The 17,609-nt window shown below is 62.0% G+C and carries 15 protein-coding genes and 1 pseudogene; 13 read left to right on the forward strand and 3 right to left on the reverse strand.

Annotated elements, in window-relative coordinates:
* Window positions 1–81: 81 nt before the first annotated feature.
* The 10 genes from QTL56_RS11185 to QTL56_RS11230 all read left to right on the forward strand — a co-directional run bounded on the left by QTL56_RS11185 (window position 82) and on the right by QTL56_RS11230 (window position 12,110).
* Window positions 82–1,092 carry an AraC family transcriptional regulator gene (locus QTL56_RS11185; protein WP_245135613.1) on the forward strand — a complete coding sequence of 337 codons (1,011 nt, stop codon included), beginning with the start codon at window positions 82–84 and terminating at the stop codon, window positions 1,090–1,092.
* Between the two features lie 150 nt (window positions 1,093–1,242).
* Window positions 1,243–2,475 carry a 3-methyl-2-oxobutanoate dehydrogenase (2-methylpropanoyl-transferring) subunit alpha gene (locus QTL56_RS11190; RefSeq protein ID WP_245135612.1) on the forward strand — a complete coding sequence of 411 codons (1,233 nt, stop codon included), beginning with the start codon at window positions 1,243–1,245 and terminating at the stop codon, window positions 2,473–2,475.
* A gap of 1 nt (window position 2,476) precedes the next feature.
* On the forward strand, window positions 2,477–3,490 hold the full coding sequence (locus QTL56_RS11195) for an alpha-ketoacid dehydrogenase subunit beta (protein WP_245135607.1): 1,014 nt from the start codon (window positions 2,477–2,479) through the stop codon (window positions 3,488–3,490).
* Between the two features lie 3 nt (window positions 3,491–3,493).
* On the forward strand, window positions 3,494–4,750 hold the full coding sequence (locus tag QTL56_RS11200; protein WP_245135605.1) for a dihydrolipoamide acetyltransferase family protein: 1,257 nt from the start codon (window positions 3,494–3,496) through the stop codon (window positions 4,748–4,750).
* A gap of 3 nt (window positions 4,751–4,753) precedes the next feature.
* A complete protein-coding gene (gene lpdA / locus QTL56_RS11205; RefSeq protein WP_245135604.1) occupies window positions 4,754–6,148 on the forward strand; it encodes a dihydrolipoyl dehydrogenase in 1,395 nt (464 codons plus the stop codon).
* A 45-nt stretch (window positions 6,149–6,193) separates the two neighbouring features.
* On the forward strand, window positions 6,194–7,357 hold the full coding sequence (locus QTL56_RS11210; RefSeq protein ID WP_245135602.1) for an isovaleryl-CoA dehydrogenase: 1,164 nt from the start codon (window positions 6,194–6,196) through the stop codon (window positions 7,355–7,357).
* Window positions 7,357–8,952 (forward strand): carboxyl transferase domain-containing protein, encoded by a 1,596-nt coding sequence (locus QTL56_RS11215; protein WP_245135601.1) that lies wholly within the window; start codon window positions 7,357–7,359, stop codon window positions 8,950–8,952. The genes QTL56_RS11210 and QTL56_RS11215 overlap by 1 nt, the downstream gene beginning before the upstream one ends.
* A gap of 7 nt (window positions 8,953–8,959) precedes the next feature.
* Window positions 8,960–10,816, forward strand: coding sequence for an acetyl/propionyl/methylcrotonyl-CoA carboxylase subunit alpha (locus tag QTL56_RS11220; RefSeq protein WP_245135598.1), 1,857 nt, complete (start codon window positions 8,960–8,962; stop codon window positions 10,814–10,816).
* Entirely contained in the window at window positions 10,816–11,268 is a 453-nt protein-coding gene (locus QTL56_RS11225) for a MaoC family dehydratase (protein WP_229574925.1), read from the forward strand. The genes QTL56_RS11220 and QTL56_RS11225 overlap by 1 nt, the downstream gene beginning before the upstream one ends.
* Complete coding sequence (locus QTL56_RS11230; protein WP_245135596.1) at window positions 11,265–12,110, forward strand: HpcH/HpaI aldolase/citrate lyase family protein; 846 nt, start codon at window positions 11,265–11,267, stop codon at window positions 12,108–12,110. Before QTL56_RS11225 ends, QTL56_RS11230 begins: the two co-directional genes overlap by 4 nt.
* A 228-nt stretch (window positions 12,111–12,338) precedes the next feature.
* Here QTL56_RS11230 and QTL56_RS11235 read toward each other — a convergent pair whose 3' ends face one another.
* The 3 genes from QTL56_RS11235 to QTL56_RS11245 are packed head-to-tail and all read right to left on the reverse strand — an operon-like array spanning window position 12,339 to window position 15,433.
* Window positions 12,339–13,040: an ATP-binding cassette domain-containing protein gene (locus tag QTL56_RS11235; protein ID WP_245135595.1), complete on the reverse strand. Its 702-nt coding sequence runs from the start codon at window positions 13,038–13,040 to the stop codon at window positions 12,339–12,341.
* Between the two features lie 9 nt (window positions 13,041–13,049).
* Window positions 13,050–14,222 (reverse strand): FtsX-like permease family protein, encoded by a 1,173-nt coding sequence (locus tag QTL56_RS11240; RefSeq protein ID WP_245135593.1) that lies wholly within the window; start codon window positions 14,220–14,222, stop codon window positions 13,050–13,052.
* Window positions 14,219–15,433, reverse strand: coding sequence for an HlyD family efflux transporter periplasmic adaptor subunit (locus QTL56_RS11245; protein ID WP_245135591.1), 1,215 nt, complete (start codon window positions 15,431–15,433; stop codon window positions 14,219–14,221). Before QTL56_RS11245 ends, QTL56_RS11240 begins: the two co-directional genes overlap by 4 nt.
* Before the next feature lie 205 nt (window positions 15,434–15,638).
* Between QTL56_RS11245 and QTL56_RS11250 the strand changes: the two genes are divergently transcribed.
* From QTL56_RS11250 to QTL56_RS11260, 3 genes and pseudogenes are all read left to right on the forward strand, one after another.
* Window positions 15,639–15,800, forward strand: a complete 162-nt coding sequence (locus tag QTL56_RS11250; RefSeq protein ID WP_289393183.1) for a thioredoxin domain-containing protein — start codon at window positions 15,639–15,641, stop codon at window positions 15,798–15,800.
* A gap of 142 nt (window positions 15,801–15,942) precedes the next feature.
* Window positions 15,943–16,812, forward strand: a pseudogene (locus QTL56_RS11255) (MBL fold metallo-hydrolase); the annotation flags it as partial.
* The gene (locus tag QTL56_RS11260) at window positions 16,809–17,603 is read left to right on the forward strand and encodes a sulfite exporter TauE/SafE family protein (protein ID WP_245135590.1); all 795 of its coding nucleotides are present in this window, start codon (window positions 16,809–16,811) and stop codon (window positions 17,601–17,603) included. The pseudogene QTL56_RS11255 and the gene QTL56_RS11260, both read left to right, overlap by 4 nt.
* Window positions 17,604–17,609 lie beyond the last annotated feature (6 nt).

Genomic DNA, 17,609 nt, shown 5'->3' on the forward strand with positions numbered 1-17,609 from the left:
TCACAGTTGCAACCGATGACGAAATCGATCCATTCTCGAGGCCACTTTTGCCACTGATGCGCTTGAGGTCGAACGGAAACCATGGCTGAAACCGAACGACATATGATCTCGACCGGGTTCGTCGAAGAGGCTCTCGACAGTCTCAGACGCGCCGACCGCCCCACAGAGCCGCTTCTGTCTCGTCTCGGTCTTCCGCCTGTCGTCGACCAGCCGGTCTCGACGCAGACCTTCGGGCGTCTCTGGCTCGCAATTGCCGAAGAACTCAATGACGAATGTTTCGGCCTTGGTGAACGACCGATGCCACGCGGCAGCTTCACGCTTCTGTGCCACTGCGTGCTCCACGCCCCGACGCTCGATCGGGCTCTACGCCGGGCACTGCGTTTCCTCAATATCGTGCTGGGCGAGCCGACGGGTCGGCTTGACGTGCATGACGGCACGGCAGTGATCGAGCTTTGCGAGACCGGAAAACCCCGCTCCGCCTTCGCCTATCGCAGCTACTGGATTATCCTGCATGGATTGACCTGCTGGCTGGTGGGCAGGCGCATTCCAATCCGCCTTGTGGATTTTCGCTGCAGCGAACCGAAACTGAGCGCGGAGCACCGGCTTTTCTTCGGCGCTCCCATTCGCTTCTCGCAACCGGTGAGCCGCCTCGGATTCGATGCCTCCCTGCTAGCCTTGCCGATCGCGCGCAACGAACAGGCCTTGCGGCAATTCCTCCGGGGAGCGCCCGCCAATATCTTGATCCGCTATCGCTATGACGCCGGCACAGCTGCGGCCGTCAGGCGTCGATTGACCCAGAAGGGACCTGCCGATTGGGGCAGCTTCGGTGATCTGGCCAGCGACATGCGCATGTCGTCATCGACGCTTCGCCACCGTCTGCATGACGAAGGACAAAGCTATGCCGGCATCAAGGACGACATTCGCCGTGACCTTGCCCGCGACATGCTGATCAACACACCAGACACCATCAGCGAGATTGCCGCCCGTCTGGGGTATTCGGAGCCGAGTGCCTTTTACCGCGCCTTCAAGAAATGGATGGGGGAGAGCCCAGAGGCATTCCGCAAGAGCGCCCGATCCATTCAGGCCCCCTAAGGGACGGCAGAGCCCCTACGCAGAATATGGCAAAACTGGCCAAAGAATTGGATGCAGTTTTGTCATGGCTTGCCACACGCAAGAGGCTTACCATTCACGTCGATTGAACTGCTCCTTGGGAGAGGAGCAGGTTTTCACGGGAGGAGACTGATGGTGCAACCTGCGCATCTGAGCCTGCATGTCCCCGAACCTGCTGTTCGGCCGGGGGGACAGCCCGATTTTTCCAACGTCAAGATCGCCAAGGCGGGATCAGTGCCGAGGCCTCCGGTCGATGCGGCCGCGGAGGATATCCGCGATCTGGCCTATTCGATTATCCGGGTTTTGAATCGCGACGGTGAGGCGGTCGGCCCCTGGGCGGGCCTTCTGAACGATGACGACCTGCGAACCGGCCTGCGCCACATGATGACGTTGCGCGCCTTCGACGCCCGGATGCTGATGGCACAGCGGCAGGGCAAGACCTCCTTCTACATGCAGCATCTCGGCGAGGAAGCTGTCAGTTGCGCCTTCCGCAAGGCTCTCCAGAAGGGCGACATGAACTTCCCGACCTATCGGCAGGCCGGACTCTTGATCGCCGACGACTATCCGATGGTCGAGATGATGAACCAGATCTTCTCGAATGAGGCCGACCCTTTGCGCGGGCGGCAATTGCCGATCATGTATTCCTCCAAGGAGCATGGCTTTTTCACCATTTCCGGCAATCTCGCCACCCAGTATGTCCAGGCCGTCGGCTGGGCCATGGCATCGGCGATCAAGAATGACAGTCGTATTGCTGCCGCCTGGATCGGCGACGGTTCGACGGCCGAGTCGGATTTTCATTCGGCTCTGGTTTTCGCCTCGACCTATCGGGCGCCCGTGGTCCTCAACGTCGTCAACAATCAGTGGGCGATCTCCACCTTTCAGGGCATTGCCCGCGGCGGTTCGGGCACCTTTGCCGCACGAGGCCTCGGGTTCGGCATTCCGGCGCTCAGGGTCGACGGAAACGACTATCTGGCGGTCTATGCGGTCGCATGCTGGGCCGCCGAGCGGGCACGCCGCAATCTCGGGCCGACCCTCGTTGAATATGTGACCTACCGTGTCGGCGCGCATTCAACCTCTGATGATCCGGGCGCTTACCGGCCCAAGACGGAATCGGAAGCCTGGCCTCTCGGCGATCCGGTGCTGCGCTTGAAGAAACATCTGATCGTCAGGGGCGCCTGGTCGGAGGAACGGCATGTGCAAGCCGAAGCCGAGATCATGGACGAGGTGATCACGGCCCAGCGCCAGGCAGAAGAACACGGCACGCTGCATGCCGGCGGTAAGCCTTCTGTGCGCGATATCTTCGAAGGTGTCTATGCCGAAATGCCGCCGCATCTACGCCGCCAGCGACAGCAGGCAGGATACTGATATGGCCAGAATGACGATGATCGAAGCGGTCCGCAGCGCCATGGACGTATCCATGGAGCGTGACGACGACGTTGTCGTGTTTGGCGAGGACGTCGGTTATTTCGGCGGCGTCTTCCGCTGCACCCAGGGGCTGCAGGCAAAATATGGAAAGACCCGCTGTTTCGACACGCCGATCAACGAATCCGGCATTGTCGGAGCCGCGATCGGCATGGCGGCTTATGGCCTGAAACCCTGCGTCGAGATCCAGTTCGCCGATTACATGTATCCCGCCTATGACCAGTTGACCCAGGAGGCGGCCCGCATCCGCTATCGGTCGAACGGAGACTTCACCTGCCCGATCGTCGTGCGCATGCCAACCGGCGGCGGCATTTTCGGCGGACAGACCCACAGCCAGAGCCCGGAAGCACTGTTCACCCATGTCTGCGGTCTGAAAGTCGTTGTCCCGTCTAATCCCTACGACGCCAAGGGTCTGCTGACCGCTGCGATTGCCGATCCGGATCCGGTCATTTTTCTCGAACCCAAGCGTCTCTATAACGGCCCCTTCGACGGCCATCACGACCGGCCGGTGACGCCCTGGTCCCGCCACGAACTGGGTGAGGTGCCGGAAGGTTACTACACGATCCCGATCGGCAAGGCGGATATCCGCCGCGAGGGTTCCGCCGTCACCGTGATCACCTACGGGACCATGGTGCATGTGGCGCTTGCCGCAGCCGAAGACACCGGCGTGGATGCCGAGGTGATCGACCTCAGAAGCCTGATGCCGCTCGATCTCGACACAATCGTCAAATCCGTCGCCAAGACCGGCCGATGCGTCGTGGTGCATGAGGCAACGCTGACATCCGGTTTCGGCGGCGAAATCGCGGCACTGGTGCAGGAGCACTGCTTCTACCATCTGGAAGCCCCGGTCATGCGCGTCGCCGGTTGGGACACGCCCTATCCGCATGCGCAGGAATGGGACTATTTCCCCGGCCCCACCAGGGTCGGCCGCGCGCTCATTGACGTGATGGAGGCCTGAGCGATGGGTGAGTTCACGATCAAGATGCCCGATGTCGGCGAAGGCGTGGCCGAAGCGGAACTGGTCGAATGGATGGTGAAGATCGGCGATCCCGTCCGCGAGGACATGATGGTTGCCGCTGTCATGACCGACAAGGCGACCGTGGAAATCCCCACCCCCGTCAGCGGCACGGTGGTCTGGCTCGGCGGCGAGGTCGGAGACACAATCGCGGTCAAGGCGCCCCTCATCCGGATCGCAACGGATAGTGTCGGCGAGTCTTCACCACCACCGGAGGCGGCTGTTCTGCCGACGCCCGAGCCTCAGCAGACCGAGACCGACGAACAACCCCGTACGCAGCAAGAATTCGCGCCGCCGCCAGCCCCCGCCCGGCAACCTTCGCCGGAATTCGACAAACCGCTCGCGGCACCCTCGGTGCGATTGCTGGCCCGCGAGAACGGCATTGATCTGCGCCTTCTGCGGGGAACCGGCCCGGCGGGACGCATCCTGCGTGAAGATGTAGAACAGTTTCTAGCCCGTGGTACCGATCCAGCACCCGCGGTCTCCGGCCTCGTCAAGAAGACCGCGCGGGAGGAAATCAAGCTGACCGGCCTCCGGCGCCGGATCGCCGAGAAGATGGTCGTCTCCACCTCCCGCATTCCCCACATCACCTATGTGGAGGAAGTGGACGTGACAGCGCTCGAAGAACTGCGCGCCAAGATGAATGCCGAACGTCGGACCGACCAGCCGAAGCTCACACTCCTGCCCTTCCTGATGCGCGCCATGGTCAAGGCGGTCGTCGAGCAACCTGATGTCAACGCCACCTTTGACGACGACGCCGGCATGCTCACCCGTTTCGGTGCGGTGCATATCGGCATTGCCACCCAGACCGCAGCCGGTCTCGCGGTCCCGGTGGTCAAACACGCCGAGGCGCGCGGCATCTGGGATTGTGCGAGCGAGATGAACCGGCTTGCGGACGCCACGCGCGCCGGCACTGCGACCCGAGACGAACTGACCGGATCGACCATTACCATCTCCTCACTCGGGGCGCTTGGCGGCATCGTCTCGACGCCTGTCATCAACCATCCGGAAGTTGCGATTGTCGGCGTCAACAAGATCGCCACACGGCCCGTATGGGATGGAGCGCAATTCGTGCCGCGCAAGATGATGAACCTGTCCTCCAGCTTCGACCACCGCATCGTTGACGGCTGGAATGCGGCGACCTTCGTCCAGCGCCTGCGGGTGCTGATGGAGACCCCGGCACTGATCTTTATCGAAGGCTGAGCCATGAAAGAGATTTTTTGCAAGCTTCTCATCATCGGCGCTGGTCCCGGCGGCTATGTCTGCGCCATCAAGGCCGGCCAGCTCGGGATCGATACCGTCATCGTGGAGGAGGGCCGCCCCGGTGGCACCTGCCTGACGGTCGGCTGCATTCCCTCCAAGGCACTCATCCATGCGGCAGAGACCTTCGACAAGACCCGCGCCCTTTCCGCAGGCGAAAATGCCCTTGGCATTCGCGTCGAGGCACCTTCGCTCGATCTGTCCAAAACCATGGCCTGGAAAGACGCGATTGTCGGCCGATTGACCGGCGGTGTCTCCGGCCTCCTGCAGAAGGCACGGGTGAAGATCGTTCATGGCCGCGCCCGCTTTCGTGACGGCAAGACCGTGGAAGTGGCAACTGAAACCGGACAGCAGGTCATCCGCGCCGAGACCGTGGTGATTGCGACAGGCTCCGATTCCGTCGAGCTTGCAGCCTTGCCATTTGGCGGGCGAGTGATTTCCTCCACCGAGGCCCTGTCGCTGACGGAACTGCCCAAACGGCTCGTCGTCGTGGGCGGCGGCTATATCGGGCTCGAACTCGGAACCGCCTTCGCCCGGATGGGGTCCGACGTCACTGTGGTCGAGGCAACATCGCAGATCCTGCCGCTGTACGACGCCGATCTGGTCAAACCGGTTCTGCGCAGGCTTGGCGAACGCGGTATCAAGGTGCTGACCGAAGCAAGGGCCGTCGGACTTTCTGACGCGGGCGAGGCGCTGGTCGTCGAGACCGCCGAGGGACGGCGCGAACTGCCGGCTGATCGCATTCTCGTGGCCGTCGGACGGCGACCACGCACCACAGGCTCAGGACTGGAAGAACTCGACCTCGACCGTATCGGAGCTTTCCTGCAGGTTGACGACCGCTGCCACACATCCATGCGCGGGGTCTATGCGATCGGCGACGTGACCGGCGAGCCGATGCTGGCGCATCGTGCCATGGCGCAGGGCGAAATGGTCGCCGAGATCGTCGCCGGGCGCAAGCGCGCCTGGGACAAGCGCTGCATCCCCGCCATCTGCTTCACCGATCCGGAAATCGTCAGCGCCGGCCTCTTGCCGGAGGAAGCCCGGAGACACGGCTTCGATGTGAAGATCGGCCAGTTCCCCTTCACGGCGAACGGGCGGGCGATGACGGTGGAGGATGAAGATGGCTTTGTGCGTGTCGTCGCGCGGTCCGACACTCACGCCGTACTGGGGCTGCAGGCAGTTGGAGCAGGCGTTTCCGAACTCGCCTCGACCTTCGCCATGGCCATCGAAATGGGGGCACGGCTGGAGGACATAGCCGCGACCATTCACGCACACCCGACGCGCGGTGAGGCGCTGCAGGAAGCCTCTCTGAGGGCCTTGGGACACGCGCTGCACATCTGACCGACTTGGGCCGGCCGCATGACACGATCTCGGTGAGGAAGCCACATGACTGAAATGGACTTCGGGCTTGGCGAAATGGCGGAGGCGATCCGCGAGACGACCGCGCGTTTCGCGCGCGAGCGCATCGCGCCGATCTCTGCCGAAATCGACGCGCAGGATCGCTTTCCGCGTGAACTCTGGCCAGCCATGGGCGCTCTCGGCCTGCATGGCATGACTGTTGCAGAAGAGGATGGCGGTCTCGGGCTTGGCTATCTCGAACACGTTGTTGCCTGCGAGGAAATCAGTCGCGCCTCAGCCTCGGTCGGCCTGTCCTACGGCGCACACTCCAATCTGTGCATCAACCAGATCGCGCGCTGGGGTTCGACAGAGCAGAAGGCGAAATACCTGCCCGGACTGATTTCCGGAGACCATGTCGGCAGCCTTGCCATGTCCGAGGCCGGCGCGGGATCCGACGTCGTTTCCATGCGGCTGCGCGCCGACAGGGTCGAGGGCGGTTTCCGCCTGAACGGCACCAAGTTCTGGATCACCAATGCTCCCTATGCTCAAACGCTCGTAGTCTACGCAAAGACCCAGCCTGAAGCGGGATCAAAAGGCATCACGGCCTTCCTCCTCGAGAAGGATTTCCCCGGCTTCTCGATCGGCCAGAAGATCGACAAACTCGGCATGCGCGGTTCGCCCACGGCCGAACTTGTTTTCCAGGACTGCTTCGTTCCGGACGAAAACGTCATGGGGCAGCTCAACGGCGGGGTGAAGGTGCTGATGTCCGGCCTCGACTATGAGCGGGTCGTGCTGTCCGGAATCCAGCTCGGCATCATGCAGGCCTGCCTCGACGTCGTCCTGCCCTATGTCAGGGAACGCCAGCAGTTCGGCCGACCGATCGGAAGCTTTCAGCTGATGCAGGCCAAGATCGCCGACATGGTCGTGGCGCTCAATTCCGCCCGCGCCTATGTCTATGCCGTGGCGCGCGCCTGCGATGCCGGCCAGACGACGCGTCAGGATGCCGCCGGCGCAATCCTTTATGCCTCTGAGAACGCGGTGAAGGTGGCCGAACAGGCGATCCAGGCCCTGGGCGGTGCAGGTTACACGAAGGATTGGCCCGTCGAGCGCTACTGGCGTGATGCAAAGCTCCTCGATATCGGCGCCGGCACCAACGAGGTGCGCCGCATGCTGATCGGCCGGGAGGTGATTGGTGCGGAGGCCATGAGCTGATGCCCGTTCTCTCCACTCTGCTCGATCCTGGCAGCGAAAGTTTCAAGGCCAATGCAACACGCAACGCCGCACTTGCCGAAGAACTGCGGTCGAAGGTGGCAACCGCCGCCTTGGGCGGGGCGGAAAACCATCGCCAGCGTCATGTTGCGCGCGGCAAGCTTCTGCCCCGGGATCGCGTCCTGCGGCTCCTTGACGCCGGTTCTCCCTTCCTCGATATCGGCCAACTGGCTGCCGGCGGCATGTATGGCGACGAGGCGCCTGGCGCCGGCATGATCACCGGCATCGGCCGTGTCTGCGGTCGCGAATGCATGATCATCGCCCATGATCCGACGGTAAAAGGCGGCGCCTATTTCCCGATGACGGTAAAGAAGCACCTGAGAGCACAGGAAATCGCTTGGGAAAACCGCCTGCCCTGCATCTATCTCGTGGATTCCGGCGGCGCCAACCTGCCGCACCAGGCCGAGGTCTTTCCCGACCGCGATCATTTCGGTCGGATCTTCTACAATCAGGCGCAGATGTCTGCCGCCGGCATTCCGCAGATCGCCTGCGTCATGGGAAGTTGTACGGCGGGCGGCGCCTATGTGCCGGCCATGTCCGATGAAACGGTGATCGTCCGCAACCAGGGCACGATCTTTCTCGCCGGCCCACCTTTGGTCAAGGCCGCAACCGGCGAGGTGATCTCGGCCGAGGATCTGGGTGGTGCGGAGATCCATGGTCGCAAGTCCGGCCTTGTCGACCATGTCGCCGACAACGATGAACACGCGCTGCTGATCGTGCGCGACATTGTTGCAACATTGAACCGGCCGAAGAGAGTGGACATCGAGCTTGCCAATCCGCGCCCGCCCCTGTTCGACGCAGACGATCTCTACGGCGTGGTCCCCCAGGACCTGCGTACACCCTATGATGTGCGCGAGGTGATCGCCCGTCTCGTCGATGGTTCCGAACTGCAGGAGTTCAAGCCGCTTTTTGGTGCGAGCCTTGTCTGCGGTTTCGCGCATCTCTGGGGCATTCCGATTGCCATCCTTGCCAACAATGGCGTCCTGTTTTCCGAAAGTGCGCTGAAGGGCGCCCATTTCATCGAACTCGCCTGCCAGAGACGCATTCCGTTGCTCTTCCTGCAGAACATTTCCGGCTTCATGGTCGGCGGAAAATACGAGGCGGAAGGCATCGCCAAACATGGCGCCAAGCTGGTGACAGCGGTCGCAGGCGCGCAAGTGCCGAAGGTCACCGTGCTGATCGGCGGCAGTTTCGGGGCCGGCAATTACGGCATGTGCGGCCGCGCCTTTCAGCCGCGCTTCCTGTTCTCCTGGCCGAATGCACGCATTTCCGTGATGGGGGGCGAGCAGGCCGCTTCCGTGCTGGCGACCGTCCATCGCGACGCCGAAGGATGGACGCCGGAGGAAGCCGAGTCCTTCAAGGCGCCGATCCGTCAGAAATACGAGGACGAAGGCAACCCCTATTACGCCACGGCGCGGATGTGGGATGACGGCATCATCGACCCGGCCCAGACCCGCGATGTGCTCGGCCTCGCCTTTTCCGCAACGCTGAACGCCCCGATCCCCGACCGGGCGCAGTTCGGCATCTTCCGGATGTGAGGCGAAGATGATCGAAAGTCTCTTGATTGCCAATCGCGGTGAAATCGCCCGGCGGATCATTCGCACGGCCAAATGGCTTGGCATCCGGACGATCGCCGTCCATTCGGATGCGGATGCCGGCATGGCCTTCGTGCGCGAGGCCGATGAGGCTCTGCCGATCGGTCCGGCGCCGGCACGCGACAGCTACCTGCGGCAGGATCGCATCCTCGAAGCCGCGAGGAGGAGTGGAGCAAGGGCAATCCATCCCGGTTATGGCTTCCTGTCGGAAAATGCCGAGTTTGCCGAAGCCGTGATGGCCGAAGGTCTCGTCTGGGTCGGGGCGCCGCCCGCTGCCATCAGGGCCATGGGCCTGAAACATGCTGCAAAACAACGGATGATCGCGGCGGGCGTGCCGGTCACACCGGGTTATCTTGGTGACGACCAGAGCCCGGAACGACTGCAGCGCGAGGCCGATGCCATCGGTTATCCGGTGCTGGTCAAGGCGGTGGCCGGCGGTGGCGGCAAGGGCATGCGCCGCGTCGAGCGGTCGGCGGACTTTGCGGTGGCACTCGCCAGTTGCCGGCGCGAGGCGTCGTCATCCTTCGGCGATGACCGCGTGCTGATCGAGAAATATATCCTCTCGCCGCGTCATATCGAGGTACAGGTTTTCGGCGACAGCAAGGGCCAAGTCGTACATCTCTTTGAACGCGATTGCTCGCTGCAACGCCGTCACCAGAAGGTGATCGAAGAAGCACCGGCGCCCGGCATGGATGCCCTGACCCGGGATGCGGTTTGCCAGGCGGCCGTGAAGGCAGCACGTGCGGTAAACTATATCGGCGCTGGCACGATCGAGTTCATCGCCGATGCCTCTGAGGGCCTGCGCGCGGACCGCATCTGGTTCATGGAAATGAACACACGTCTCCAGGTCGAGCATCCCGTGACCGAGGCGATCACCGGACAGGATCTGGTGGAGTGGCAATTGCGCATTGCGTCAGGCGAGCCTCTGCCATTGGCTCAGGATCAACTTTCCATCACCGGCTGGGCCATGGAAGCGCGGCTCTATGCGGAAAATCCCGCAACCGGCTTCCTGCCGTCGATAGGCCGGCTCGACCATCTGCGCCTGCCGGACACGCTGAGGATCGACAGCGGCGTCGAAGAGGGAGATGAAGTGACCCCGCATTACGATCCGATGCTGGCCAAACTCATCAGCCACGGCGCAAGCCGGCAAGAGACGGTCCATAAGCTTTGCGACGGCGTGAGGAAGGTCGAGATCTGGCCGGTGCATAGCAATGCCGGTTTCCTCGTGCGCGCGCTCGCTCATCCCGACTTCCTCGCTGGCGCCGTCGACACAGGCTTTATCGAGCGACATGCCAAAGACCTCGTGCCACCGGGCAAACCGGCTGAAGCGGTTTTGCAGGCCGCAGCGACGGCCCTTTTGCAGAAGCGCTCGCCGGATGTCTGGGCCATGCTGGCTGGATTTCGTCTCAATGCCGAAATTGACCGACGGGTTGCCGTCGACGTGGGAAAATGGCCCTATCTGGTTCAGGTCAATCCGGCACAGGCGACCGTCCGAACGGAAAACGGCGTCCTCTTCCATGATGGCGAGGCCTGGGAGTTCGCGGCACCGCGCGCGGGACATAGTGGCTATGGATCCGGCTCAGGCGACGGTGCCATCGTCGCGCCGATGCCGGGCATCATCATCGCCGTTTCCGTTGCCGAGGGAGACGTGGTCAAACGCGGTCAACCGCTGATCGCCATCGAGGCCATGAAAATGGAGCAGGTGCTGCAAGCGCCTTTCGACGGCACCGTGGCTGAATTGAAAGCCTGCCTGGGCAGTCAGGTGGTCGAGGGCAGCCTGCTCGTCAGGATCGAGGGAGAGGGATGATGGCCGGACGCTATTTTGACGACTGGACAGTCGGTGACAGGATCTCTCACGAGATCCGGCGTACGGTGACCGAAACGGACAACCTGCTGTTCACCCTGATGACCCATAATCCGCAACCGCTGCATCTCGATGTCGAAGCGGCGAAGGCGAGCGAATTCGGCCAGATCCTCGTCAATGGCACCTTCACCTTTTCGCTGATGGTCGGCCTGTCCGTGGGTGATACAACGCTCGGCACGCTGGTCGCCAACCTCGGCTATGACAAGCTCGTCATGCCGAAACCCGTCTTCATCGGCGACACGATGCGGGCCGAAACCGAGATTGCCGACCTTAGAGAAAGTCGATCGCGCCCGACCGCCGGCATCGTCACCTTCCGCCATGAACTCTTCAACCAGCGCAACGAAGTGATCTGCCAGTGCCTGCGCTCCGCACTCGTCTCACGGAGACCGCAATGAGGCTGCGCTCGCTGCTCTTCGTGCCCGGTGACAGGCCCGACCGAATGGAGAAGGCACTCGGCTACGGCGCCGATGCCCTGATCCTAGACCTCGAGGACTCCGTGACACTTGACGCCAAGCCTGCGGCACGAGTGGCGACGGCCGATTTTCTGAGAAAGGCCAAAGGTAAGATCCGGCTCTTCGTCCGCGTCAATCCGCTTCAGGGCGACCTCCTGGACGCCGATCTCTCCGCGATCCTTGACGCCAAGCCGGAGGGGCTCGTGCTGCCAAAGGCAGAGGGAGCATCAAGCGTTGAAGCCCTCATCGCAAAAGCACCCGGCATTCCGGTCCTGCCGATTGCGACGGAGACCCCGGCCGCGATCTTCCAGTTGGGATCCTATCCATCGGTCAAGGCCTGCCTTCTTGGCCTGACCTGGGGCGCCGAAGACCTTCCCGCCGCCATCGGCGCGCTTGGCGCGCGCGACGAGACGGGTCGCTATACCGCACCTTACGAACTGGCACGCTCTCTCACCTTGTTGAGCGCCCATGCGAGCGGCGTCGCAGCGATCGAGACCGTGTATCCAGACATCTCCGACGAAGAAGGCCTGGCAGCCCATGCGAGACGTGCGCGCTTTGACGGCTTCAGCGGCATCATGGCGATCCACCCCACGCAGATCCCTCTGATAAACCAGGCATTTACGCCGACACTGGAAGAATTGGCCGAGGCGCAGGCGATTATCGACGCTTTTGAGGCCAATCCCGGCAAGGGAGCACTGACATTCGCCGGCCGCATGATCGATGCCCCCCATCTGAAGGCAGCACAGCGCTTGCTCGGCCTTGCCGACGATCCATCCAAAGGCTGATCGGCATGACAGCCCTATACGGCCCAGCAGCTCAGGGGCCGAGATTCGCACCGCTGAAGGTAAGGGATCGACGGTTTCTCACTGCGGCAGGCAACGATCTGATGGCGCGCATTGCATCCGGTGAGATTGACACGGAAGAGAAACGCCAACAGCTTCTCGATCGCTACTGTGAGGAGATTAAAGTCAATATTTGGAATGACTGGTCGCGGGGCCTGAGTGTACGGAGTCCTAATCTTGTGCTCGAACCTCTGTTTTCACGATACGACCGTCCTCCAGCGTGAGGATACGGTCAGCACGATCGAGGATGCGATTGTCGTGGGTAACGAGCAATGTTGTCGTACCCCGGGCCTTACCCAAGCGTTTGAGAAGATCGACGACCTCTGACGCACTGTCTTTGTCCAGCGCGGCAGTGGGCTCGTCTGCCAGCACCAGCGCCGGGCTGGAGACAAGGGCGCGGGCAACGGCGACGCGCTGCTTCTGGCCGCCTGACAGGTTCGCGGGCAGATAGGTGGTACGGTCGGTCAAGCCGACCAGCCCAAGCGCATGCTCAGCCGCGCTCTGCGCCACCCGATCGGCCACTTGACCATGCACCTGCACCCCCATCATGACGTTCTGCACCGCAGTCAGGCTTTCATGCAGATTATGGGCCTGGAATATGAAGCCCAGGCGGCGGCGCAGACTGACAAGCTGCGCCTGCGATGCGCCGTTCAACTCGCTTCCCAGAAGCCGCACAGATCCATCCTGTACGGCTCGAAGACAGCCGACAAGCGTGAGGACAGTCGTCTTGCCAGACCCGGAAGGCCCCATCAGCACGGTGAAGCTGCCGCGTTTCAGCATCAGATTCACGTCAAACAGCGCCTGTTTGCGGACGTCGCCACTGCCAAACCAATGATTCAATCCGCGCACATCGACAATTGTCTCGCTGTCCATTGCAGCCTCCTAGAAGAGATCGGCAGGGTCGGCAGCGCCAAGCCGACGGGTCGCAATGGCGCCGGACAGGGCGGAAAAGATGATGGTGCCGAGAAAAACGGTCACTGCCATCGAAGGTGTCATTCCCAAGGGCAGGGTCGTGATCTTCCCCATGAGCGTCAGGATGGTCGTCCCGACAACAAGTCCTGGAATGAAACCCATGATCCCGAGCACCAGCGCTTCTTCGAAGACGATACCGAGGAAGAAGTGGGGGCCGTAGCCCATGGCCTTGAAGGTTGCGTATTCGCGCAGGTGGTCGGCCACATCGGTGGACAGCACCTGATAGACGATAACGATGCCGACGAGAACGCCGATCAACACGCCGAATCCGAAGATGATACCCGTGGGCCGTTTTGTCTGCTGATAGCGCAGATCCTCCTGCGCTGCCTCTTGATAGCTGCGGATGCGAAGGGACGGGTCGGAAATCAGCGTTTTCAGGCGCGCGATCACACTCTCTGTCTCAGCGCCGGGGCGCAGACGCAAAAGAACATGGTCGGGTGCGGAGGAACTGCGCGTCGGGTATAGCGACAGGAATGTCTGATCCGAAACCAGCATATAGCCATCACCACCGAAACCGCCGCCGCCGGCGAATGTGGCATAGGCGGTGATTGTGCGGCCTTGCGTCTCAAAGGAGAGCGGCGTTTGCGGACGGATTGAAGCAGCTTCCTCCTTGGCCAGACCACGGGCGAGCCGATCGAGCAATGCCGCGTTTTGCACCCGCAGGAGATTGAGATCGCCGGCTATATCCCTGGACAGAAACCCGGTCTTGACCGGATCCACACCGAAGGTCGTCAGACTGATATCCTTCTCGCCGCGATCCCAGGGAACATTGGCGATGAACAGACCCATGCCATCGGATACATCCGGATCCCCCATCGCCTGCAGCAACCACTGCCGAGCCACATTGCCCCCGTCGGTCAAGGTGCTCGCATCGCTGGCCGAGATCATGATATCCGCCTGGAAGAAGTCATAGGGACGCAAGGTTGCGGCCCCCATCGAATTCATGATCCCAAGCTGGACGAAGACCAGAACATTGGCAAAGGCCACCCCGGCGAGTGCCGCGGCGAAACGAGTGCGGCTGTGGGTCAGTTGCAACCAGCCGATGGGCAGCCGCCCGAACAGGCGTTGCAGCAGGTAGCTCATGGAATGGCCCGTCCCGTGGTATCAATGCGGGCGATGACCTCGAGATTGGTGAAGCGTGCGGCGACATCCGAGGAGGCTTTGTCCAGCACCACCAGGACCTGGATGACGCGCGCGTCCTTGTTTTCCGCTGCATCGTCTGAAATCAGGCCCTGCCGCCCCACCGTCAGCCCGATCCGGTCCACCCGGCCTTGCAGCGTGGCGCCAAAAGCGGGGGTTACCAGTTCCACCGGCTGGCCAACCATGACGGCACTGATGCGATCCTGCCAGACCTCGACCTCGGCCATCATCTGATCCGTATCTCCCATATCCATGATTCCGTCGGTGGGAGGTCGCTGTCCGGGCGTGACATGGATGTCGAGGATCGTTCCCGTGATGGGCGCCACCACCTCGGCGCGTGCAAGGTCGAGACGAGCACGGGCCAACTCAGATTGGGCTGCATCGACATTGCGTCGCGCGACGATCACATCGGGCTGTTCGTCCAGCGTGACTGAAGCATAGCGCGTCAGCGTTGCCTCTGCGCGGACAACGGAAAGTCTCGCGTCTTCTGCCGCAGCCCGGGCCGCATCGAGTGCCGCCTGTGTGCTGACGGCGTTCGAAGCAAGCGCCTCCGTTCGTGCCAGGGCCGATGCAGCTTCGGCAGCCGTAGATATGGCTTGATCGAGTGCGGCTTGTGCTTCGTTGCGGCTTGCCTCGACCGCCGCCCGCGTCTGGATGAGGGTTGCTTCTCGCACGGCGAGGTTTGCCTCTGCGGTGAGCACGGCACCGGCAAGCGCCGTGTGATTGTCGAGCCTCGCCAGCAAGGAGCCTTTCTCCGCCCGGTCGCCCACGGAAACGAGAATCTCCGCAATGCGCGCATCGCCAGCCCCATAGGGTGCTGCGACGACCGAAACGTCGCCACGCGGCATCACCCGCGCCAATCCCACCACGTCAGATGGCAGCATGGTTTCTGCCATCTTGGGCGGCAACTCGATGTCAGGCGGCAGCGCAATCGGCGCATCCGAGCCACCGCCGGGCTGAAGCCCCGTCAGCGCGTAAAACTTCTGCAAGCCTGTCGGTTGGAAATACATTCCCAGCACCGCACCTGAGAACATGAAAACGGGGACCAGCAGCACGAGCAGGTACCGCTTGCGAAACCAGCTGCGCTGCCGAGGTGATTTTGGCTCCGACAGATTCAGATTGATCGGGAGGCTTTTCTCATCAGTCGCTGACATTGCAGTTCACTCGTTCCTGTCGATCTTTGAATGCGAGGTTGACCCTTCGTCCCGGTCCTACCAACTGGCAAGGATGCCTCGGCGGCAACCAAGCTGCAACAGATTACATATCACAGAACATATATGTTATTGTTTGTTACAGTGCATTCGTGAGCCTGACCAGACTCCAAGCGGATGTCCCGAAGTTCTTCGCCTCGTCAGAGCCTTGCAGACGAGCCTGACGAATGGCGTCGCGACGCCGGAGGCCTGGCAACCCGGCGAGAAAGTCATAGTCGGCTCGCCGAAGACGATGGCTGAAGTGGAGAAGCGGCTAACCGAAGGCCTGGAGACCACGGACTGGTACTTCACCGTCAAGGACCTTGCCTGAGCACGCCTTGGCAATCCGGCACCAAAACGGTGACGGCAGCAGATCAACCTTCGTGCCTCTTCTGAGTGCGAAGGTCGATCCTTGAAGCCGGCGCCAGAACTGAAAATCACCGATATTGACGAAGGAACTCAAGATGACTGCCAGACCAGATGTGAAAGGCTTTTTCGACCAACGCACATTCAGCATCCAATATGTCGTCAGCGATCCAGCGACAGGAAAATGTGCGATCATCGATCCGGTGCTGGACTACGAGGCAAAGTCGGGCGCAACCGCGACCCGAAATGCCGATGCGATCCTGGATTATATCAAGGAAAAGCGGCTCAGCGTCGAATGGATCCTCGACACCCACCCCCATGCAGACCATTTCTCCGCCGCCCGCTATCTGAAAGAGAAGACCGGAGCGCAGACCGCCATCGGCGCGCGCGTGGTCGAGGTGCAGGAGCTCTGGAAGGAGATTTACAACTGGCCAGACCTGCCAGCCGATGGCTCGCAGTGGGACAGGCTGTTCGAGGCCGGCGAGACCTTCTCGGTGGGCGACATCACGGGCCGCGTCCTCTTCTCACCCGGCCACACGCTGGCTTCGATCACCTACGTGATCGGCGACGCCGCCTTTGTGCACGATACCCTGTTCATGCCGGATAGCGGCACGGCCCGCGCCGATTTTCCCGGTGGCAGTGCAAAGCGGCTCTGGGCGTCGATTGGGGAAATCCTGTCGCTGCCCGACGAGACGCGCCTGTTCACGGGCCATGATTATCAGCCGGACGGGCGTGAACCCCTCTGGGAAAGCACCGTCGCCGAACAGAAGCGCAGCAACCCCCATATTGCCGGCAAGGACGAGGCAGCTTTCGTCGCACTTCGCGAAGCACGCGACAAAACACTGCCCATGCCGAAGTTGATCCTGCATGCGCTGCAGGTCAACATTCGCGGAGGACGCCTGCCGGAACCGGAAGCAAACGGCAAGCGCTATTTGAAGATTCCGCTGGACGCGCTTGCAGGGGCAGCCTGGGAATGAACGACATCGTCACCCAGGCCCTGACGGCGATCGGCTCGGGCGGCCTCGTGGGCTTTACGCTTGGACTGATCGGCGGCGGCGGCTCCATCCTGGCAACGCCCCTGCTGCTCTATGTGGTCGGCATCTCGCAACCGCATATCGCAATCGGCACCGGCGCTCTGGCCGTATCGGTCAATGCCTATGCCAATTTTGTCGGCCATGCCCGCAAGGGGCATGTCTGGTGGCGTTGCGCTTTCGTCTTCGCCGCCACCGGGACGGTCGGAGCACTCGCGGGCTCAACACTCGGGAAAGCTTTCGACGGGCAGAAGCTGCTTTTCCTGTTTGGCCTGTTGATGCTGGTCGTCGCCGGCCTGATGCTCCGGCCCCGGACCGCAATTGTCTCAAATGTCGTCAAGACGGATGGCCTGACATGCTGGAAAACGGCGGCTGTGGCCATCGCAGCAGGAGCAGCATCAGGCTTCTTCGGAATTGGCGGAGGGTTCCTGATCGTACCAGGCCTGATGCTCGCGACCGGCATGCCGATGATCAACGCGGTCGGATCGTCGCTTCTCGCCGTCGGGACGTTTGGCCTTGCCACCGCGATCAATTACGCGGCCTCGGACCTGATCGACTGGGCGATCGCGGCCGAGTTTATCAGTGGCGGCGTGATCGGTGGCTTCGGCGGCATGCTGCTGGCAACCCGTCTTTCAACCCGCAGAAACCTTCTCAACCGCATCTTCGCCGTGCTGATCATCGGCGTCGCTTTCTATGTGCTGTACAAAAGCAGCGCTGCGATCCTGCCGCTCTGGTGAAAGGTT

The sequence above is a fragment of the Peteryoungia algae genome (assembly GCF_030369675.1).
GTDB lineage: Bacteria > Pseudomonadota > Alphaproteobacteria > Rhizobiales > Rhizobiaceae > Allorhizobium > Allorhizobium algae.